The sequence below is a fragment of the Ruegeria hyattellae genome (assembly GCF_041537925.1).
Taxonomy (GTDB): Bacteria; Pseudomonadota; Alphaproteobacteria; order Rhodobacterales; family Rhodobacteraceae; genus Ruegeria_C.
This window is the reverse complement of the sequence record NZ_JBGOSH010000001.1, coordinates 150,429-171,443: the sequence shown is the minus strand read 5'-3', so window position 1 is coordinate 171,443 and position 21,015 is coordinate 150,429. Positions and strand designations below refer to the sequence as shown.

The following is a 21,015-nucleotide window of genomic DNA, read 5'->3' as shown; positions in this document are numbered from 1 at the left end:
TGAGACCGGGACAATTCCATGCCACCCAGAGCGAAGTTGCGCAAGGAGTATCGCCGCATGAAACCCATCGCCGCCCCGTTTCCGATCACCCGGTTCCGCCGCGCCCGGCAGTCGCAGGCCATTCGCGGGCTGGTCCGCGAGAATGTCCTGACAGTGGATGACATGATCTGGCCGGTCTTCGTGCGCGATGGTGAGGGGATCGAAGAACCGGTGCCGTCGATGCCCGGCGTCATGCGGCGCAGCGTCGACCGGATCGCGCAGGCCGCGGCCGAGGCGCAGGCGCTTGGCATCCCGGCAATTTGCATCTTTCCCTACACCGACCCGGCACTGAAGACCGAGGATTGCGCCGAGGCATGGAGCGCCGACAACCTCAGCAATAGGGCGATCCGCGCGGTCAAGGCAACGGCTCCGCAGATCGCGGTGATGACCGATGTGGCGCTCGACCCCTATAATATCAACGGTCATGACGGCTATGTGGTCGATGGCGAGATCGTGAATGACGAAACCGTCGAGGCGCTGACCAGAATGGCACTGGCGCAAGCCGAGGCGGGCGCCGATATCATCGGACCATCCGACATGATGGATGGACGCATCGGCGCAATCCGTCAGGCGCTTGAGGCCAACGCTCACCGAAACGTGATGATTCTAAGCTATGCCGCCAAATATGCCAGTGCCTTTTATGGCCCCTTCCGCGATGCGGTGGGGGCTTCAGGCGCGCTGACTGGCGACAAGAAGACCTATCAGATGGACCCGGCCAATTCCGACGAAGCCATGCGCCTGATCGCCCGCGATCTGAACGAGGGCGCGGATATGGTGATGGTCAAGCCGGGCATGCCCTATCTGGATATCTGCCGCCGCGCCAAGGACATGTTCGGCGCGCCGACCTATGCCTATCAGGTGTCCGGCGAATACGCGATGATCAGGGCTGCGGCACAGAATGGCTGGGTGGACGGTGAAAAGACCATGCTGGAAAGCCTGATGTCGTTCAAACGGGCGGGATGTGACGGGATACTGACCTATTTCGCGCCGGAAGTCGCACGAATCCTGCAGGGCTAACCCTTCAATTTATGTGATTTTCCGGGCGGTATCTCGCCCGGGGCTGTCATGAACAAGGTGACAGCGCCCGACATTGTGCGTATGCTTGCCGCAAGACCGGACAAACCGGCTTATCAGGCAACTACAGAGACAGAGAAAATGAGCAGTACCCAATCCCCACGACTGAGCCGTCGCGGCTTTGCCCTTGGCATGGCTGGCCTAACCGTCACTGCCGCCTGCGGCAATGGCGTCGGAAACTCCAACGCCGCCGTGATCGACGCCCGCGTCGATGCGACCCTGCAGGAGCTGTACAACCAGTATCCAAACACCGTCGAGATAGGCAACAAGGCCAATGGCATCCTGGTGATGCCGCTGATCACCGAAGCCGGTTTCGGCTTTGGCGGTGCCTACGGGCGCGGTGCGCTGCGGGTCAATGGCGTCACCGTCGACTATTACCAGACCGTCAAAGGCACGGCGGGCCTGCAGATCGGCGCGGCGCAATATGCCACCGTATTGTTCTTCATGACCGAGGACGCGCTGGGCAGCTTCCGCCGCTCCAAAGGATGGGAGGCAGGCGCTGATCTGGCCTATGTGGTCGGCGATCAGGGCGAACAGCTCTCTGCCACCACCACCACCACAACCTCGCCGGTGATCGCGGCGGTCTTTGGGCAGGCCGGTCTGCTGCTGGGCGCCACGGTCGAGGGCACCAAATACACCCGCATCATCCCCTGATGCCTGGCTCTACCGGCGGGGCTATGTCTCCGTCGGTCAACACGGTCGGATTTCTCAAGGAATCGGACTTTCAGCCCCCTGTCGCTTGATTTAGTTTGGCCCCAATCCGGAATCCAGAAGGCACGGGACACCCATGAGATTGATCTTTCGCTGGTTGCTTCGGATTACCACCGGACTGATCCTGCTGATCGTGGCAGGTATCGCACTGGTCTATTTCCTGGCCAGCCAGTCCCGACCCGATTACAACCGCGAGGTTGCCGTGGCAGACCTGAGCGCGCCGGTCGAGATCGTGCGCGACAACGCCAATGTACCGCATATTTTCGGCGAGAGTGACGCGGATGTCTATTTCGGCCTCGGCTTTGCCCATGCGCAGGACCGCCTCTGGCAAATGACGGTGATGCGCCGCACGGTGCAGGGCCGCCTATCCGAGGTATTCGGGGACCGGACGGTCGGGATTGACCGGCTGTTGCGCCGGCTCGATCTCTACCGCGCGGCACAGCTCTCGGTCGAGGTTCAGGACGAAGAGACGATGGTGGCGCTGCGCGCCTATGCTGCCGGCGTGAATGCACGCCTGACCCAGATAAACGAAGAGTCGCTGGGCCGTGGCGCGCCCGAGATGTTCCTGTTTCCAACCCCGATGGCCCCCTGGCACCCCGCCGACAGCATTGCGATGATCAAGCTGATGGCGCTGCAACTATCCGGCCACCTGGAGGAAGAGGTGCTACGCGCCCGCACCTCTCTGATGCTGAACGATCCTGACCGGCTGAGGGACATTCTACCCGACGCGCCCGGTACCGGCATTGCCGCGCTGCCGGAATATTCGGCGCTGTTCCAAGGCCTGCCCCGCTATGCCTCGGACACGCGTCCCGCGACCGATCCGGTCTCACCAGTGCCGGAACGCGGACTTGCCGGCGCCTCGAACGCTTGGGCTGCTGATCCCACCCGCTCGGCCAGCGGTGGAACGCTGCTGGCCAATGATCCGCATCTGGGCTTCTCGGCCCCGTCGACCTGGTATCTGGCGCGGTTGGAATTGACCTCGGGCGGGGTGATCGGTGGCACCATTCCCGGTATCCCGGCCGTTTTGACCGGGCGCAGCGACTATCTCGGCTGGGGTATCACCTCATCTTATGTGGACGATCAGGACCTCCTTATCGAACAGCTCAACCCCGACGACCCCGAGCAATACCTGACCCCCGATGGCTACAAACCGTTCGAGAACCGCCCCTCGATCATCCAGATCAAGAACGCCGCCCCGATCACCCTGACCCTGCGCTGGACCGAGAATGGCCCGGTGCTTCCCGGCAGCCTGTACAATCTGGGCGCCATAACCCCGCCGGGACATGTGGTGTCACTGGCCTGGACCGCGCTCAGCCCAAAGGACACGACCATGTCCGCCGCCATCGCGCTGATGAGCGCCAAGACCGTGGCGCAGGCGATCGAGGCCGGGGAACGCTATATCGCGCCGTCGCAGAACCTGACACTGGCCGACCGGGAAACGGTTGCGATGCAGACCGTGGGCGCGATCCCCCGTCGCGACGCGCGCCACCAGAGCCAGGGGCGAATGCCAAGCCAGGGTTGGCGTCCCGAAAACCGTTGGCAGGGGCGCATGCCCTACGAGACCAACCCCGCATTCCTGTCGCCAGCCGGCGGTTTGCTGGGCAACACCAACAACAAGACGGTCGACCGTCCCTTCCCAAACCATGTCTCTCATAGCTGGGGCGACACACAGCGGGTGAACCGCTGGGAACGCTTGATGCAGTCGCGGCAGGTGCATACCCGCGACAGTTTCATCGAGGCGCAGCTCGATCCGGTCAGCTTCACCGCCCGCTCGCTGCTGCCGCTGATCGGCGCCGATCTGTGGTTCACAGGCGAGGCCGCGCCCGAGGGCACGCCCGAACGCCAGCGCCAGATCGCCCTCTCGCTGCTGGCCGACTGGAATGGCGAGATGAACGAGCATCTTCCCGAACCGCTGATCTATGCCGCCTGGCTGCGCGCCCTGCAAAAGCGTCTGATCGAGGATGAGCTTGGGCCGCTTGCAGATGAGTACAAACATGTCGATCCGCTGTTCATCGAACGGGTCTACCGCGATGTCGACGGGGCCTCGGTCTGGTGCGACGTCAGTCAGAGCGCGCCTGTCGAAAGCTGCACAGAGATTGCCCGCCTGGCGCTGGACGATGCGCTGGTCTGGATTGCCGAGACCCATGGCACCGCGCTCGAAAGCCTGCGCTGGGGCGACGCGCATCAGGCGACCCACGACCACCCGATCCTGGGAAAGGTTCCGGTGCTGCGCTATTTCGTGAACATCAGACAATCGACCAGCGGCGGCGACAACACACTGCAACGGGGCCGCACATCCGGCGAGGACCCTGCCCCGTTCCAGAACGTGCATGGCGCCGGTTTCCGAGGCGTCTATGATTTCGCCGATCCCGACAGTTCGGTCTTTGTCATTTCCACCGGCCAATCGGGCCATTTCCTATCCCGTCACTATGACGATCAGGCCCAGCTTTGGCGACGGGGTGAATACATCCCGATGTCGCTGGATGCCGATCTGGCGCGGGCGGCCTCCGTCGGCGTGACCACGCTCATCCCGCAATAAGCCCGTCTGGACGCGGCGCACCCGTTTGGCATAGTTTCGCCGGTGTTAAGGCAAGGAGACTCCCACGATGGCCACAGCCCAGGACACACTGCAAAATCTCGCGCGGAACTATGCCTTGGCCTGGAGTTCCGGCAACCCCGACTATGTGGCCAGCTTTTTCGCGCCCGGTGGCCAGATCACCATCTGCCGCAGCGCGCCGCTGGTCGGTCAGGCTGCGGTGGCGGAGGTTGCAAAGGGGTTCTTTACCGAGTTCCCCGATCTCGACATGAGCTGCGATACGATGCGCAAGGCAGGCGATCATGCGCTCTTTGCCTGGACGCTGCAAGGTACCCATGCCGAGACCGCCAATCAGGTCACCATACGGGGCTGGGAAGAGTGGGAGATGGACGCCGAACTACGTATCCGCTCGGCCCATATCTGGTTCGACCCCGACGACCACCAGCGCCAAATTGAGGGGCGTTAAGGCACTGCTCGAAAAACTTGTGGCGCCCGGCATCACTTGGCGCGTTGAAACCTCCGATTTCAGGCAACGTCAGGTAATTCAATTCTTTTGCGAAGTGCCCTAATGCGCGATCCAAATAGTATAAGACGGTTTTCGGACCAGCTTGCGCGCCGATATCAAAGCGCCGCGAACTGGGCCTCTTGTTTGCCGGTCCAGAGCACGATGATCTCGAACCCGTCTTCGGTCTGTTTCTCGCTCTGGATCAGGTCCTGCTCGAACAGCCATGCGCGTTTGCGACCGTCGGAAAAGCCCAGCCGCAGCACGGTTTCATGGCGCGCGCCCTGCAGCTCAACCGCGATCCGGTCAAGCAGCGCGTCGATCCCTTCACCGGTCACCGCCGAAATGGCGAAGACCCCCTCCTCGCGGTTTGCCCGGACCAGAACGCTGTTACGGAGTTCATCGGGCAATTGGTCAATCTTGTTCCAGACTTCCAGTCCGGGGCGATCCCCTTCAACGCCAAGCGAGGTCATGATTTCCTCGACATCTGCCGCCTGCGCCTCGGACTCTCCATGGCTGATGTCGCGCACATGCAGGATCAGATCAGCGGCCAGAACCTCTTCCAGCGTGGCGCGGAAGGCAGCGACCAGTTCGGTGGGCAGGTTCGAGATGAAACCCACCGTATCCGAAAGGATCATTTCCGGCCCGTCCGGTAGTTGCACGCGCCGCATGGTGGGATCGAGCGTGGCAAATAGCATGTCCTTGGCCATCACTTCAGCTCCGGTCAGCCGGTTGAACAGCGTCGATTTGCCAGCGTTGGTATAGCCCACCAGAGCCACGATGGGATATGGTACCTTGGCGCGCGCCTTGCGGTGCAACTCGCGGGTTTTGACCACTTTCTGCAATTGCCGCCTCAGCCGAACAAGTTGGTCGTCGATGGCACGCCGGTCCGCCTCGATCTGGGTTTCGCCGGGGCCGCCCACAAAGCCAAGCCCGCCGCGCTGCCGTTCCAGGTGGGTCCAAGCCCGCACCAGCCGCGTGCGCTGGTAAGAAAGGGCCGCCATTTCAACCTGCAACACGCCTTCGCGGGTCCGCGCGCGGTCGCTGAAAATCTCGAGGATCAGCCCGGTTCGGTCGAGTATCTTGACCTTCCACGCCTTTTCCAGGTTGCGCTGTTGCACCGGGCTGAGCGGGCCGTCGATCAGCACCAATTCCACCTCGGCGGCTTTCAGAGCGGCGCCCAGTTCCTCGATCTTGCCCGACCCAAAGAGATAACCGGGTTGCGGTTTTGCAAGGCGCACCACGCCGGAACCGATCACATCCAGATCGGGCAAGGCCGCCGCTAGTGCGATAGCCTCTTCAAGCGCCGGTTCGGGTGGTCGGCGGTCTGCGTCTGATCGAATATCGGGATGCAGCACCCAAGCCCGGGTGCGCGCCCTCTCATGCTCCATCAAGAGGCGTCTTCGCCCTCGTAAAGGCTGATCGGTTGTGCCGGCATGATGGTGGAAATCGCATGCTTGTAGACCAGCTGCGACTGACCATCGCGGCGCAACAGCACGCAGAAATTGTCAAACCAGGTGATGACACCTTGCAGTTTCACGCCGTTGATCAGGAATATTGTGACTGGAACTTTGGTTTTTCTTACATGGTTCAGGAAGGCATCCTGAAGATTCTGTCTGTCCGAAGCCATTAATTCTGTTCTCGCCTTTGTTCTTGCGACGCGCTGCGGACCAACGCGCTCCCTCTAGGTCAAGTATGGAGTGCCGGGAAGGGATATTCTAGACGAAAAATTAACAATGGGTGAGCCGTGGCAAAACTGTTCAATTGCGCCACAGGTCGGGTGTGATCAGCGCGATGATCGCCAGCGTCTCAAGCCGGCCGACCACCATGGCCAGACACATGATCAGCTTGGCCCAGCCGTTCAGTTCCACCAGCCGGATCGAGATTTCACCCGACATTTCGATCAGCGGTCCAGTAGTCGACAGCGTGGCGATGCTCAGTACCAGCGCTTGGTCAAAGCTAAGGCCAAAGGCCGCAAGCAAGGCGCTGACAACCGCCAGCGAGATGGCAAACAGCATGAAGAAAATCCAGGCGATAAACGCTCCGTCGCGCCGGATACGACGGTTTCCCTTGTCGCCGGAATCGACCGAGGATGGATGAACAAGCTTCTCCATCTCTCTGTAACCATTGAGGTAAAGGGCGTATACTCGCAACAGCTTGACGCCGCCTGCGGTAGTTGCCACGCCCCCCCCGATCAGCGCAAGGCCCAGCAGGATCAGACCGGGATTTCCCAGACCAGACCATTGCCGCGCCTCTTCCCAGTCGGCGCTGACAAATCCGGTCGTGGTCAAGTAGGACAAAACAGTAAACATCGACCCCCAAAGCGAGCGCAGGGCAAATTCGAGATCCGCCACCGCGTCGAACTCGAAGGCGGCCAGCCAGTGCCGCAGGAACAGCAGCAGCGGCAGACCGACGACGATGGCCACGCCAATGCGGAACTCGGGGTCCCGATCCAGCCGCGCATGACCGCTGGTGGCGGTGTCGCTGGAAAATGTCAGCCGCGACAGTGCAAAGAACATGAACAGAAACAGGATCGCCTCGCCGGTGATGCCTGAGGTCGACCCGGCGATTCCCCCCACTGGCGAGATCCCCGACGTCGCCAGGATCGACATGGCGTGGCAGATCGCGGTCAGCTGCGCCTCGCCCGCGATCAGCAGCAACACGCAGACCACCGCCGTCAGCCCCAGGTAGACAGGTGCCAGCGTGCGGCTGATCCGGATCAGCCGGCCCCGCGGGTCGGCGCGTTCGGATTGCGCGGCACCCGGCACGGCGCGTCCCGGCTGACCGCGCGCAGTCACCTCGAAGCCGCCAAGCGACAGCGGTGCCAAGATGGCGGCGGCGGAAATCCACATGACCAGCCCGCCCATCCACGCCACCAGCGCGCGCCACAGATGCAGCGAGGGTGCCAGCCGTCCGGGTTCGGTGAAGAGGTTCGCGCCCGTCGTTGTGATCGCGCTGACCATGTCGAAATAGGCGTTCAGAAAACTCGTCGTGCGCAGTGCGTCGTGAAATGGCACCGCCAGAAACAGCGGCAACAAGGCGAATGTTGCCATCAGCGCCAGCAACTGACCCAATGTGCCACGCCGCGACTGGCGACCCTGCAACGCCAGCGAGATCATTGTGACCACCGTCAGCCCGACGATGCCCGAATAGAAAAACGACCGCGAGACGTCGTGGTCGTCCTGCATCAGCGCCATCACCGCCGGGACCCACATCAACAGCGAGGCAATGCCCCAGATCAGCAGAAACAGCGGCAATTGCCGCACCAGGCTGATCTTCTGTGCGGTGCGCGGCATCAGAAAAAGTCGATCGAAACCTGCATCAGGCGTTCGACCTCCGGCACGTCCTTGGCCATGGCAAAGAGCGCAATCGTGTCGCCCTCGTCAATGCGCATCCCGCCCGAGGGCCGCACGACCTTGTCGCCCTTGCGCAGCGCGCCCACAAGGACACCTTCAGGGAAGTCGATGTCGCGCAGTTTCTGGCCCGCCATGGGCGAGGTGGACAATACTTCTGCCTCGATCACCTCGGCCTCGGCGTCACCGATAGAATAAACCTGTCGCACCCGCCCGTGACGGATATGGCGAAGGATTGAGCTGACCGTGGTGGCGCGCGGGTTGATATAGGCGTCGATGCCCAGCGGGGTCATCAGCGGCACCAGCGTGGGGTCGTTGATCAATGCGATGGCCAACGGGCAGCCCTCGGACTTGGCGCGCACGGCGGCCAGCAGGTTGGTCTTGTCGTCATCGGTCACCGCCAGCATCGCGTCGGCACGGGCGATCCCGGCCTCGGCCAACAACGAGGCGTCCAGCCCGTCACCGTTCAGAACGATGGTGCGCTCCAGCGCCTCGGCAGCCACTTCGGCGCATTTGCGGTCCCGCTCGATCACCTTGGCGCGAATGCGGGTCTTGTGCTGTTCCAGCGTGCTGGCGACCTCCAGCCCGACATTGCCGCCGCCGACGATGACCACCCGGTCTTGCTTGCCGTGCTTTTTGCCGAATACCTCCATCGTGCGTTCGACATCGTCCACATGGGTAAAGACGTAGCACTCGTCGCCGGTAAATATTTGGTCGCCCGGTTCCGGGGCGAACAGCGTACCCTCGCGCCGGATCCCCACCACGATGGTGCGCAGCGTCGAGAACAAGTCGGTCAATTGCCGCAGCGGCGTGTTCACGACGGGGCAGTCCTCGTCGACCGAAATGCCCAGCAGTTGCGCGTCGCCTTCCATGAACAGTTCGGTATCGAAGGCGGCGGGCGCCGAGAGGCGGCGCATCGCGGCGGCGGCCACTTCGCGTTCGGGGCTGATCACTACATCGATCGGCAGATGGTCGCGGCGGTAGAGGTCGGAATAGATTGCGGTCAGATAGGATTGAGACCGCAACCTCGCAATCTTGCGCTGGATGCCAAAGACCGAATGCGCCACCTGACAGGTCACCATGTTGACCTCGTCGGAATGGGTGGCTGCGATGATCATGTCGGCGTCCCCGGCCCCGGCCCGATCCAGCACATCCGGGTAGCTGGCAAAGCCCGAGATACCCTGAACGTCCAGCGTTTCGGTGGCACGCCGGACCAGATCGGGATTGTTGTCGACGACGGTCACGTCGTTCAACTCGCCAGACAGATGGCGGGCGATCTGCCAGCCAACCTGCCCGGCCCCACAAATGATGACCTTCATCGCACTGGTCCCTTCATGCCGGATTTCTGAATGACAGAAGCCCAAAACATGGTCAATTGAATTGTCAGGCCCGCCACGCTGCGGCACAGTAAGCCTATGAAAACGCTGATCCGGATTGCGCTGTTTGGGATGATGCTTGCAGGATGCGGGCCGCTATCTCTCTACTACCAGCCCGGGGTTTCGGTCACCCGCCAGCAGAATGACACCACCCGTTGCGAAGTGCAGGCGCTGGAGGAGGTTCCGGTCAACACGCAGATCCGCCAGGCTCCGCCGGTCTATTATCCCGGAGACCGGTACTGCAATCGCGGCCAGTGCTGGCGCGGAAACAGTTACTGGGCACCCGGTCCGGTCTATAGCGTTGACGCGAACAAGACGCTGCGGGCGAAGGTTCTGGACCTGTGCATGGCCGACAAGGGCTATCAGCCAGTCAGCATTCCGGCCTGCAGCCAGTCGGTAAAGTCGCAGGTTCCGCCAGGCCGCACGACAACCTTGCCGCAGCTATCCAGCAATTCCTGCTTCGTCCGCAACGACGATCGAAGCTACCAGATCGTCACGCCCCAGATCGCCAGCACGGGTGGCTGACGCCGGGCCGCGGTTTATTCCGCGGCCTCGGTCACCTCTTCATCCACATGGGCAACCCGGCTGCCCGCCTTGTTCGAGGTCACCACGCCCAGTGATTTGAGCTTGCGGTGCAGCGCGCTGCGTTCCATGCCGACAAACGAAGCGGTGCGGCTGATATTGCCGCCGAAGCGGTTGATCTGGGTCAGCAGGTATTCGCGTTCAAACGCCTCGCGCGCCTCGCGCAGGGGCAGCGTTGCCAGCGCACCGGACAGAACCACGCGGCCCTCTTCGCTTTCGCGCTCTTCCTCGCTGGGCAACTCGCGCGCCTCGATGGGGCCGGTGCTGTCGCCCAGTATCAGGACCCGCTCGATCAGGTTCTTGAGCTGGCGCACGTTGCCAGGCCAAGCCATGGTCTGCATCAGCGCGACGGCCTCGTCGCTGAGTGCGCGCGGCGTCAGGCCTTGCGTTTCGTGGCACATCTCGATGAAATGCTCAGCCAGCAGTGGAATGTCCTCGCGCCGCTCTTCCAGGGGCGGCACGTCGATCGGAACCACGTTGAGGCGGTGGAACAGCTCTTCGCGGAAACGGTCGGCGCGGATTTCTTCCTCGAGGTCCTTGTTGGTCGAAGAGATCACCCGCAAATCGACCCGCACCTTGTCCGATCCGCCGACGCGCTGGAACTGCTGATCGACAAGCACCCGCAGGATTTTGGACTGGGTGCCCAGCGGCATGTCCGCCACCTCGTCGAAATAAACCACTCCGCCATGGGCCTCTTCCAGCAGGCCCGGCTCGACCCCGCGTTCGGCGGTTTCGCGGCCGAACAGCACCTCTTCGACCCGCTCGGGCTCGACCCCGGCGCAGTTCACGGTGACAAAGGGGCCATTGGCGCGGTTCGACTGCGCGTGCACGAAGCGTGCGGCGATTTCCTTGCCCGATCCCGCCGGGCCGCTCAGCATCACGCGACCGTTGGAACGTGTAACCTTTTCTAGCTGTCCCAGCATCGAGCGGAAGGCTGCCGAATTGCCGATCATGTCGGCATTGGTCACTTCGCGGCGTTTGAGCGCGCTATTCTCGCGGCGCAGACGTGAAGTTTCCATCGCGCGGCGGATCACCACCATCAGCTGATCGATGTTGAACGGCTTTTCGATGAAGTCATAGGCACCCTGTTTGATGGCGGCGACTGCAATCTCGATATTGCCGTGTCCCGAAATGATGACCACCGGGATATCGGGGTTGTCGCGCTTGACGGCCTTCAGGATGTCGATCCCGTCCATCCGGCTGTCCTTCAGCCAGATATCCAGGATCAGCAACCCCGGAGGTTCGGCATTGATGGCTGCCATGCAGTCATCGGAATTGCCCGCCAGACGGGTCGCATAGCCCTCATCCTCGAGAATGTCGGACACCAGTTCGCGAATGTCGCGCTCGTCGTCAACGATCAGAATATCACTCATCTTGCCCCGCTTTCATTTTCTGTCCTGTTTGCCTGATTGGCGCGGAATTGCGGGCCGCCTCGGGCCCGGGAAGTCGGATCACGGCCATTGCGCCAAAATGGTCCTGTCCTTGAAAGAGCGGCGCATCTTCCAGCGCCAGACTGCCCCCATGTTCCTCGATGATCTTTTTGACTATGGGCAGGCCCAGCCCGGTGCCCTCGTCCCGGGTGGTCACGTACGGCTCGAACAGCTGCGCGCGGTCTTCCGGCAGACCAATGCCATTGTCGGCAATGGTAATCTGGTAGCCATCGCCCATGTCGTTCAACGTCACCTGAATTTCCGGCGCAAGATTTTTGGGTGCGCCTTTTTTCTTCAATGTTTCAATTGCTTCACCCGCGTTCTTGATCAGATTTGTCAAGGCTTGGCTCAGCATGGTAGAGTCCACATCGCTCATCACCGGTCCATCGGGCAGAGTCGCTGATACCTTCACATCCGGCTGCCCGGTCTGCTGCAGCAGAACCGCATCGCGAACGATCTGGGTCAGGTCTTCTTCGCGGCGCACCGGTTCGGGCATCCGCGCAAATTTCGAGAACTCGTCGACGATGCGGCGCAGATCGTTGGTCTGGCGGACGATCACATCGGTCATCGACACCAGCGTGTCGGCATCGGCCTCATCCAGTTGCCGCGAGAATTTGCGCTTGATGCGCTCGGCGCTCAGCTGGATCGGGGTCAGCGGATTCTTGATCTCATGCGCGATGCGCCGCGCCACGTCGCCCCAGGCCGCCATCCGCTGGGCGCTGACCAGATCTGTGACATCGTCAAAGGCGACTACATAGCCTTCGAGCCGACCATCTTCGCCGCGCCGCGTCGCCATGCGCACCAGCAGGTTCTCGGCCCGGCCCTTTCGCGTGACTTTCACGGCACCCTGCGCAGTCTCGTTACCACCGCCCCTGAGCGCCTCGAACAGCGGCAGAAATTCCGGCACGGCAACGCCGATGGCCGGGTTCTGGTCGTCGCCGGACCAGTCCAGCAGCCGTTCGGCGGACCGGTTCACGAAGGTCACACAGCCATCGGGGTCCAGCCCGACAACGCCCGAGGTCACCGAACTGAGCACCGAGTCAAACAGCCTGCGGCGGCTTTCGATCTGGCGGGTGTTTTCCAAGAGCGTGTCGCGCTGGCCCTTGAGCTGTCGGGTCATCTGGTTGAAATAGCGCCCCAGCATGGCGATCTCGTCATCGCCTTTTTCCTCGACCACCTGCACGCCCAGATCACCAGCGCCGACCCGCTGCGCCGCCGTGGTCAGCCGACCTACCGGGCGCGACAGGCGTTCGGCGAACCACAGCCCCAGCCATACCGCCGCCAGGATCAGGATCAGCGCAAAGCCCAGATAAAGCAGGCCAAACTCGAAAAGCACCCTGCCCCGTTCGCTCTCCAGCTGCTGATAAAGCCGCACGGTTTCCTTGGTGTCGTCCAGCAGGTTCAGAATCTCGCCATCCACCTCGCGGCTGACATAGAGATAGCGGTCGAGATAGGCAAAGAGCGGTACGATGGCGCGGAACTCATTGTTGTCCCAGTCCTGCACGATCAACTCGCCGCCGGTTTCGGCCTGCGTCACCTGTTCGGGCGTAGGCGCCTCGAAATCAAACAGGTACGAGCGATCGCCCCGCACCCGGATCCCGCCGGTGCCGTCGATGATATAGGCCTCTTTCAAGCCGCGCTGGATCTGTGCCTGACCCCGCGACAGCACTTCGCGCAATTCCCCGTCATTGATGTAGAAGTCGATCGATCGTGCCTGATCCAGGAACCGCCCTAGCGCCTGCGCGTCCTGGCTAAGGTCTTCGCGATGCTCGGCCTCATAAGCCTCGGCAGCGGCTAGCGAATTTCCGACCACCTGCCGCACCCGGTCCGAGAACCAGCCCTCAAGCCCGATATTCACCGTCAGGCCAGCAAAGACCGCCACCGTCACGGTGGGCACCAGCGCCAGAAAGGTGAAGACACCGATCAAACGCAAGTGCAGCCGCGAGCCTGCCGACTTCGCGCGCCGTGCCGCCACCAGTCGCCCGACCTGTGCCAGCACAAGGGCGGCCAGAACCAGAATATAGACAAGATCGGTCAGCAGGATTAGCCGCAGCGTCGGTGCTGAGACATCCAACTCGAACGGACCGATCACCAGATAGGTGGCCAGCGTCAGTACCGGGCCAAGCACAACAAGACCCAAAGTCCCGAAATTCCGGGCCCTTCGGGACTTTCTCCACTGACTCAGGGATGGAATTGGCCCGTGCTGTGACCAGGTTGCCACCTGCTACCCTCATTCTGATGTGTCGCCGAAGCGACGTACCGCCATATCTCGTGGTCGTTCCCAGGCCGAAACCTGATTGCCACGGTTTGTGTGGCGATATTACATCAGTTTGCGTCTGCGTGTCACCTTTATATCGAGATCCGAGATCTTTTTTCTCAACGTATTCCGGTTGATCCCCAAGAGATCGGCGCATTTCGCCTGATTCCCACCAGTCGCGTCCAGCGCGATTTCTATAAGCGGGCCTTCGACTTCGCGCAGAATCCTCTGGTAAAGGCCGGGTGGTGGCAGCATCCCGCCATGCAGGTCGAAATAACGCCGCAAATGCCGCCCGACAGAAGCTGAAAGCTTCTCGGAATCACCGCCGCCAAGGGCTGGCTCGGCCTCGGGCTGGCTGCCCAGCACCGACTCAACCTCGGTTCGGGTGATCTCATCGGCGCGGCTGGTCAGGCCCAACCGCCGCACCGCGTTTTCCAACTGGCGCACATTGCCGGGCCAGGAATAGACCCGGACCAGCTCATGGGCGTCCTCGCTCAGCCAGCGCTTGGGCGCGCCATCGCGCTCGGCCCGGCCCAGGAAATGTTCGGCCAGCAGCGGAATGTCGTCGACCCGTTCGCGCAGCGCGGGCACCTGCACCGTGGCGCCGCTGAGCCGGTAATACAGATCCTGCCGCACCCGGCCATTTTCCATCGCCGAGGCCAGATCGTCCTGGCTGGTCGCCATGAAACGGGGCACGTGATCGCCGGGCGCATCCATCATGCGCACGATCCGGGCCTGGATCTCATCCTCGATATCCGAGACCTCGTCGATCAGCAGCGTGCCACCCTTGACCCGCGCCAGCACCCGTGCGGGGCCTTCTAGATCCTGCAGGTCGGCGGCGGTGACGGTCACAAAGGGCAATGTCCGCCGGTCCGAGAAGTCGTGAATCGCCCTCGCGATCAGGGACTTGCCGGTGCCGCTTTCGCCCGAGATCAGCACCGGCAGATCGGTGTTCATCACCCGCGCCACCAACCGGTAGAGCGCCTGCATCGCAGGCGTCCGCCCGACCAGTGGCAATTCCTCGGGGCGCGCGCCGTCATCTGCCGGCGCTTCTGCCGGGCTGCGGCGGCGCTGCTCCAGCGCCCGCGCGGTGCGTTTCATCAGGTCCGGCAGGTCGAACGGTTTGGGCAGGTAGTCATAGGCGTCCGCCTCGGCCGCCTGAATAGCGGTCATGATGGTGTTCTGCGCCGAGATCACGATCACCGGCAAACCGGGCCGGTCGGCGTTGATCTTGGGCAGCATCTCCAGCCCGTTGCCATCCGGCATGACCACGTCCGAGATCACCAGATCACCCTTGCCCTCGCCCACCCAGCGCATCAGCGTGGTCAGCGACGAGGTGGCATGCACCTTGCACCCTGCCCGCGTCAGCGCCTGTGTCAGAACCGTGCGGATCGTGCGGTCGTCATCGGCGACAAGAACGGTGCCATCCATCAGGTCTTCTCCTCTAAGTCATGGCTGCGCGGCACCTGGGGGAGCGACAGCCGAAACACAGTTCGCCCAGGAACCGATGTGACCGTAATCCATCCGTTATGGTCCGAGACGATCTTGCTCACCAGCGCCAGCCCCAGCCCGGTGCCGTTCTCGCGCCCGGATACGAACGGGTCGAATACGTCGTTTCGGATATCTTCGGGCAAGCCCGGCCCGTCATCGATGATCTCGACCTGCAGTGGCAGCGACTGACCGGTCCCGTCACTGCGGCGCAGGCGGAAGGAATGTTCAAAATAGCTGTGCAACCGGATCGTCCCGCCCTTGGGCTCGGCCACCTCGGAGGCGTTGCGCAACAAGTTCAGCACCACCTGCAGCAACTGGTCGGGATCGCCAAGTGCCAGCGGCAGCGAGGGGTCATAATCCTCGATGATCTTCATCTGCGCACCAAAGCCCAGCAAGGCCGAGCGCCGCGCCCGGTCCAGCACATCGTGGATGTTAACGGGGCGGAAATCCGGCGGCCTGAGATTGCCGAATTGCTCGACCTGCTCCAGCAATTTCACGATGCGACGGCTTTCGGCCACGATCAGATCGGTCAGTTCCAGATCCTCGGGGGCCAGGTTCATGCTGAGCAACTGCGCCGCCCCGGTGATCCCCGCCAGCGGGTTCTTGATTTCGTGCGCCAGCATCTCGGCCATGCCGATGGCCGATTGCGCGGCGGATTTCACCGTATGGCTCTGGGTCATGCGCCCGGCCAGTTCGCGGGGCGAGATCAGCATCAGCATCTTGCCCGGCAGGCCTAGCATTGGCGCTATCTGCAAGGCACATTGCAACGGTGCGCGGCTGCCGGTACCGACGTCGATATCGTTGACGAACAAAGGCGTGCCGTTGTTTCGGGCGCGGTCGAACGCTTCTTCGATCGGGGCGTCGATGGCGATCTGATCCCAGACCGGCGAACCCACCACCGATTTCACCGAGGCGTTCAGAAACCCTTCTCCGGCGGAATTGGCGTCTTCGATCCGATCCTCGGCGTCGATCACGAAGGCGGGCACCGGCAGCGAGGCCCAGAGGGTCTGATCCGGGGTCATGCGACCTGCTCCCCCGACACGTCCAGCGCCGATGCCAGCAGGTGCAGTACCTCATCCGAATCTCTGCTGGTCAGGACCTGGCGGCGCTGTGCGGCGGACGTTCCGGCCCGGTCCATGTACCAGCCCAGATGCTTGCGCGCGACACGCAGGCCCAGCTCGGACCCGTAGAAGCCCAGCATCGCCTCGTAATGCGCACAGACCATATCACCCAGCGCCTGACCGATTGGAATGTCGGGATAGGCGGAAGAACCCAGCGACGCCGCGATTTCCGCCAGCAGCCAGGGCCGCCCCTGTGCGCCACGCCCAACCATGACACCATCCGCGCCAGAACACTTGAGCGCGATCCGGGCTGAAGCCAGATCGACGATATCCCCATTCGCAACAACCGGGATCGCAACCGCCTGTTTCACGGCACTTATCGCCTGCCAATCGGCATGGCCCTTGTAGAACTGGCACCGCGTGCGCCCGTGAATGGTGATCATCCGCACGCCTGCCGCCTCAGCCCGGCTGGCGATCTCTGGCGCGTTCAGCAGCTGGTCATCCCAGCCCAGCCGGGTCTTGAGCGTTACGGGTATGTCCACGGCGCCCACCACCGCTTCGATCAGGCTCAGCGCGTGATCGGGGGTTTTCATCAGGGCCGAGCCGGAATAGCCGCTGGTCACCTTCTTGGCCGGGCAGCCCATGTTGATGTCGATGATTCGCGCACCCCGGTCGGCCACCTGCCGCGCCGCCTCGGCCATCCATGCGGCATCGCGCCCTGCCAGCTGAACGGCGGTGTTTTCCACGTCGGCGCCGATCTCGGCGCGTTCACGGACGCCGGGCTTGGCCTGCACCATCTCCTGACTGGCCACCATCTCGCTCACCACCAACCCGGCACCAAAGCGCATCACCAGATCGCGGAACGGGCGATCGGTGATTCCGGCCATCGGGGCCAGAATCACCGGAGGCGAGATGTGTTTGTCGGCAAGATGCAGGGTCACTTTGCCCAATCCTTGTGCATTTTTCTTGGTGGTATCGAAACCCTGTGAAATGCACAAGAAAACAGGCCCGATAATGCCCTGCCGTAAATCCGTTTGCACAATTTTTAAGCAGATGATCGGAGTGATTGCCCTTGCTCCTCTCTGGTCCTAAACAGACCCCGACCCCAGCAGGAGCACAGCGCCCATGACAACTGCCGCCATCATCGTTGCCGCCGGGCGCGGACGCCGGGCCGGTGGCGGGCTGCCCAAACAATGGCGCCCGCTGGCGGGTCGGCGCGTGGTCGACTGGACGCTGGACCGCTTCCGCCTGCCCGAGATCGCGCATCTGGTGCTGGTCCTGCCACCAGACGATTCCGAAGCCTGGGCCGAGTTCGGCGCTTCGGACTTGCTGCTTGCCAAGGGTGGTGCCGAGCGCGCCGACTCGGTGCGTAATGGTTTGCAGGCGTTGAAAGGTCGCGGCGTAACGCGGGTGCTGATCCATGATGTGGCGCGGCCTTGTGTAACTGCGGCACTCATTCGAGCGGTGCTGGAGGCGCTCGAAAGTCACGATGCCGCCGCACCGGGTTTGGCGGTCACCGATGCGCTCTGGTCAGGCGCGGAAGGGGTTGTCGAGGGCACGCGTGACCGTGCCGGGCTTTATGCGGCGCAGACCCCGCAGGGGTTCGACTATGCGCTGATCTGCGCCGCGCATGAGGTCCGCTCGGGTGAGGCTGCCGACGATGTCGAAGTGGCGCGCGCGGCGGGGGCGCAGGTTGCCATCGTACCGGGCGAGGCAGACAATCTGAAGATCACGCGGGCCGAGGATTTCGCCCGCGCAGAAAGGATATTGGGACGCGACATGGATGTGAGACTGGGCAATGGCTATGACGTGCACCGCTTCGGGCCGGGCGATCATGTGATCCTGTGCGGTCTCCCCATTCCGCATGGGCGCGGGCTGCAGGGGCATTCCGATGCCGATGTGGGCATGCATGCGGTCACCGACGCGATCTATGGCGCACTGGCGCAGGGCGATATCGGGCGGCACTTTCCGCCCTCGGACCCGCAATGGAAAGGCGCCGCGAGCGAGATTTTCCTTACCCACGCGGTGAGGCTTGCCGGTGACAGCGGCTACCGGATTGCCAACATCGACTGCACCTTGGTCTGTGAACACCCGAAGATCGGGCCCCATGCCGCTGATATGCAAACGGAAATGGCGCGGATCATGGGGCTGGAACCCGATCAGATCTCGATCAAGGCCACCACCTCGGAGCGGCTGGGTTTCACCGGGCGCGAGGAAGGTATTGCTGCACTCGCCACCGCCTGTCTGGTACGATCATGAGGCTGGCCCGGATCATCGCCACCGTGGGCGGCGTCGGCTATCTGCGCCCCGCGCCGGGTACATGGGGGTCGCTGGCAGCCCTGCCAATGGCCTGGGTTCTGCATCTGCTGGGCGGTTTTCCTCTGCTGTTTCTGGCAACGTTGCTTGTCGCTCTGATCGGGAACTGGGCGACGCATGTGATGACAAAGGACAACGACGATCACGACCCGTCCGAGATCGTGATCGATGAAGTGGCCGGGCAGTTCGTGGCGCTCTGGGCGGTGTCGGCCCCGGCCTGGGCGCACGGTCTGGATATCTCGGCGCTCTGGCCCGGCTGGATCGCGGCGTTCCTGCTTTTCCGCCTCTTCGACATCACCAAGCCCGGCCCTGTGGGGTGGGCCGACCGGCGGGGCGATCCGCTGGGCGTAATGCTGGACGATCTGATCGCCGGGGTATTCGCCGCCATCGGTGTTGTGGCTTTGGCCTTCCTGTCACATGGGGTACTGGGGCTTTGACCGCCGAAGCGCTTCTGGCCCTTGCCCGCGCGCGAGGCTTGCGCATCTGCACCGCCGAAAGCTGTACCGGTGGCATGGTTGCCGCGGCGCTGACCGACATTGCGGGCAGTTCGGACGTGGTCGAATGCGGCTTCGTCACCTATTCCAACACCGCCAAACAGCGGATGCTGGGAGTCAACGCCGAAACGCTCACCGCCCATGGCGCGGTGTCCGAAGAGGTGGCGGCAGAGATGGCCGAGGGGGCACTGGCGCACAGCACGGCGGACATTGCCGTCTCGATCACCGGTATCGCAGGCCCCGGCGGGTCCGAGTTCAAGCCCGAGGGGCGCGTCTGTTTCGGTATCGCCGCCAAAACCGCGCAGACCCACACTGAAACCATCGAATTCGGCGCGCTGGGACGCGACAAGGTGCGCGAGGCCTCGCGCGATCACGCGCTGGCCTGTCTGGGAAAGGCCGCTTTGCGCAGCGATCAATAAGTGACCCACCCGCGCCGAATGCCGCCCAATTTTTAACCACTGTACAAAAAGCGTGCAAAATGGGCTGGTTTTCTGCCCTCTGCCTCTTTTTTCCCCACCGTTCCTCCGATTGAAACGCCTGCAACATCACACACCAGCGATGCACTCGCATCGCGCGCAGGCAGAAAAGGAGATCGGTTCATGAACGGAGCCGACACAGCCTGGATCATCGTGGCAACCGCGCTGGTCCTCTTCATGACATTGCCGGGACTGGCGCTGTTTTATGGCGGCCTCGTGCGCGCCCGAAATGTGCTCAGCGTGTTCATGCACTGTTTCTCAATCGCCTGTCTGATGAGCATTCTCTGGCTCGTAGCGGGTTATTCGATCGCGTTCGGCGGCGGAACCAGCGGTTATTGGGGCGGGCTGGACAAGATCTTCCTGCTTGGCATCACGCCCGAGACGCTGGCAGGAACCCTGCCCGAGGTTCTGTTCTTTGCCTTCCAGATGACATTTGCGATCATCACACCCGCCTTGATCGTCGGTGCCTATGTTGAACGCATCGGCTTTGGATTTGTGCTGACCTTCTCGGGCCTGTGGATGCTGCTGGTCTATGCGCCGGTGGTGCATTGGATCTGGGGCGGCGGGTTCCTTTCTGATGGCGGCATCTTTGGCGAAATCGGCGTGCGCGACTTTGCCGGTGGTATCGTAGTGCATGAAACTGCCGGTCTGGCAGCGCTTGTGATCGCCGTCTTCCTAGGTCCGCGCCGCAACCACACCACACCGCCGCACAGCCCCGGCTTTGTGATGATCGGAGCGGCGATGCTTTGGGTTGGCTGGTTCGGTTTCAATGGCGGCTCGCAACTGGCCGCAGATGGCGGCGCGGCAATGGCGCTGACGGTCACTCATCTCTCGGCCGCGACCGCCTCACTCAGCTGGGCGCTTTGGGAAAAGATCAAATACGGCAAGGCCTCGATGGTAGGTCTGGTCACCGGCACCATCGCAGGCCTAGCCTCGATCACCCCTGCCAGTGGATTTGTCGGCCCGATTGAGGCGCTGATCATCGGGTTTGTCGCCGGTATCCTGTGTCAGGAAGCGGTGAATCTGGTCCGCAACTTGCTGAAAATCGACGACACTCTGGATGTCTTTGCCGTGCATGGCGTGGGCGGCATCTTTGGCACCATCATGATCGCCGTCTTCGGTCAGGGTGCGTGGGCTGCGCAGCTTGGCAGCCTGACCATTGTCGGGCTGTTCACCGTGGTGGCGACCGTCATCCTGGTAAAACTGGTTGCGCTGGTTACGCCGCTGCGGGTAGACGCCGAGACGGAAACCAACGGGCTCGACCTCTCGGTACATGGAGAGCGCGCCTACGACATGACCAGCTGAGCCCACCTTTTG

Annotated in this window: 18 protein-coding genes; 9 read left to right on the top strand and 9 right to left on the bottom strand. The window is 62.6% G+C overall.

The window, feature by feature from the left end:
* Nucleotides 1-57 precede the first annotated feature (57 nt).
* The 4 genes from hemB to AB1E33_RS00810 all read left to right on the top strand — a co-directional run bounded on the left by hemB (nucleotide 58) and on the right by AB1E33_RS00810 (nucleotide 4,826).
* Nucleotides 58-1,056, top strand: a complete 999-nt coding sequence (gene hemB / locus AB1E33_RS00825; RefSeq protein ID WP_372575948.1) for a porphobilinogen synthase — start codon at nucleotides 58-60, stop codon at nucleotides 1,054-1,056.
* A 138-nt stretch (nucleotides 1,057-1,194) separates the two neighbouring features.
* Nucleotides 1,195-1,767, top strand: coding sequence for a lipid-binding SYLF domain-containing protein (locus AB1E33_RS00820; protein WP_372575358.1), 573 nt, complete (start codon nucleotides 1,195-1,197; stop codon nucleotides 1,765-1,767).
* Between the two features lie 133 nt (nucleotides 1,768-1,900).
* Nucleotides 1,901-4,363, top strand: coding sequence for a penicillin acylase family protein (locus AB1E33_RS00815; protein ID WP_372575357.1), 2,463 nt, complete (start codon nucleotides 1,901-1,903; stop codon nucleotides 4,361-4,363).
* A 67-nt stretch (nucleotides 4,364-4,430) separates the two neighbouring features.
* The gene (locus tag AB1E33_RS00810; RefSeq protein ID WP_372575356.1) at nucleotides 4,431-4,826 is read left to right on the top strand and encodes a nuclear transport factor 2 family protein; all 396 of its coding nucleotides are present in this window, start codon (nucleotides 4,431-4,433) and stop codon (nucleotides 4,824-4,826) included.
* 155 nt (nucleotides 4,827-4,981) lie between these two features.
* On the opposite strand, the gene hflX is transcribed toward AB1E33_RS00810, so the two are convergent.
* The 4 genes from hflX to trkA form a co-directional block, all read right to left on the bottom strand.
* Nucleotides 4,982-6,253, bottom strand: coding sequence for a GTPase HflX (gene hflX / locus AB1E33_RS00805; protein WP_372575355.1), 1,272 nt, complete (start codon nucleotides 6,251-6,253; stop codon nucleotides 4,982-4,984).
* Nucleotides 6,253-6,492: an RNA chaperone Hfq gene (hfq, locus tag AB1E33_RS00800; protein ID WP_008204623.1), complete on the bottom strand. Its 240-nt coding sequence runs from the start codon at nucleotides 6,490-6,492 to the stop codon at nucleotides 6,253-6,255. The genes hflX and hfq overlap by 1 nt, the downstream gene beginning before the upstream one ends.
* A 130-nt stretch (nucleotides 6,493-6,622) precedes the next feature.
* On the bottom strand, nucleotides 6,623-8,158 hold the full coding sequence (locus AB1E33_RS00795; RefSeq protein ID WP_372575354.1) for a TrkH family potassium uptake protein: 1,536 nt from the start codon (nucleotides 8,156-8,158) through the stop codon (nucleotides 6,623-6,625).
* Nucleotides 8,158-9,534: a Trk system potassium transporter TrkA gene (gene trkA / locus AB1E33_RS00790; protein WP_372575353.1), complete on the bottom strand. Its 1,377-nt coding sequence runs from the start codon at nucleotides 9,532-9,534 to the stop codon at nucleotides 8,158-8,160. Before trkA ends, AB1E33_RS00795 begins: the two co-directional genes overlap by 1 nt.
* A gap of 96 nt (nucleotides 9,535-9,630) precedes the next feature.
* On the opposite strand from trkA, the gene AB1E33_RS00785 reads away from it, so the two are divergent.
* Entirely contained in the window at nucleotides 9,631-10,116 is a 486-nt protein-coding gene (locus AB1E33_RS00785) for a hypothetical protein (protein WP_372575352.1), read from the top strand.
* A 14-nt stretch (nucleotides 10,117-10,130) separates the two neighbouring features.
* On the opposite strand, the gene ntrX is transcribed toward AB1E33_RS00785, so the two are convergent.
* The 5 genes from ntrX to dusB form a co-directional block, all read right to left on the bottom strand.
* Nucleotides 10,131-11,546 carry a nitrogen assimilation response regulator NtrX gene (gene ntrX, locus AB1E33_RS00780; RefSeq protein WP_372575351.1) on the bottom strand — a complete coding sequence of 472 codons (1,416 nt, stop codon included), beginning with the start codon at nucleotides 11,544-11,546 and terminating at the stop codon, nucleotides 10,131-10,133.
* Nucleotides 11,539-13,824 carry a sensor histidine kinase NtrY-like gene (locus AB1E33_RS00775; RefSeq protein WP_372575350.1) on the bottom strand — a complete coding sequence of 762 codons (2,286 nt, stop codon included), beginning with the start codon at nucleotides 13,822-13,824 and terminating at the stop codon, nucleotides 11,539-11,541. The genes ntrX and AB1E33_RS00775 overlap by 8 nt, the downstream gene beginning before the upstream one ends.
* A gap of 99 nt (nucleotides 13,825-13,923) precedes the next feature.
* Nucleotides 13,924-15,291: a response regulator gene (locus AB1E33_RS00770; RefSeq protein WP_372575349.1), complete on the bottom strand. Its 1,368-nt coding sequence runs from the start codon at nucleotides 15,289-15,291 to the stop codon at nucleotides 13,924-13,926.
* The gene (locus AB1E33_RS00765) at nucleotides 15,291-16,373 is read right to left on the bottom strand and encodes a two-component system sensor histidine kinase NtrB (protein ID WP_372575348.1); all 1,083 of its coding nucleotides are present in this window, start codon (nucleotides 16,371-16,373) and stop codon (nucleotides 15,291-15,293) included. Before AB1E33_RS00765 ends, AB1E33_RS00770 begins: the two co-directional genes overlap by 1 nt.
* Nucleotides 16,370-17,299 (bottom strand): tRNA dihydrouridine synthase DusB, encoded by a 930-nt coding sequence (gene dusB, locus AB1E33_RS00760; protein ID WP_372575947.1) that lies wholly within the window; start codon nucleotides 17,297-17,299, stop codon nucleotides 16,370-16,372. Before dusB ends, AB1E33_RS00765 begins: the two co-directional genes overlap by 4 nt.
* Before the next feature lie 238 nt (nucleotides 17,300-17,537).
* On the opposite strand from dusB, the gene AB1E33_RS00755 reads away from it, so the two are divergent.
* The 4 genes from AB1E33_RS00755 (at nucleotide 17,538) to AB1E33_RS00740 (ending at nucleotide 21,003) form a co-directional block, all read left to right on the top strand.
* Entirely contained in the window at nucleotides 17,538-18,671 is a 1,134-nt protein-coding gene (locus AB1E33_RS00755; protein WP_372575347.1) for a bifunctional 2-C-methyl-D-erythritol 4-phosphate cytidylyltransferase/2-C-methyl-D-erythritol 2,4-cyclodiphosphate synthase, read from the top strand.
* The gene (locus AB1E33_RS00750; RefSeq protein ID WP_372575346.1) at nucleotides 18,668-19,165 is read left to right on the top strand and encodes a phosphatidylglycerophosphatase A family protein; all 498 of its coding nucleotides are present in this window, start codon (nucleotides 18,668-18,670) and stop codon (nucleotides 19,163-19,165) included. The genes AB1E33_RS00755 and AB1E33_RS00750 overlap by 4 nt, the downstream gene beginning before the upstream one ends.
* Nucleotides 19,162-19,641: a CinA family protein gene (locus tag AB1E33_RS00745; protein WP_372575345.1), complete on the top strand. Its 480-nt coding sequence runs from the start codon at nucleotides 19,162-19,164 to the stop codon at nucleotides 19,639-19,641. The genes AB1E33_RS00750 and AB1E33_RS00745 overlap by 4 nt, the downstream gene beginning before the upstream one ends.
* 180 nt (nucleotides 19,642-19,821) lie before the next feature.
* The gene (locus AB1E33_RS00740; RefSeq protein ID WP_372575344.1) at nucleotides 19,822-21,003 is read left to right on the top strand and encodes an ammonium transporter; all 1,182 of its coding nucleotides are present in this window, start codon (nucleotides 19,822-19,824) and stop codon (nucleotides 21,001-21,003) included.
* Nucleotides 21,004-21,015: the final 12 nt, after the last annotated feature.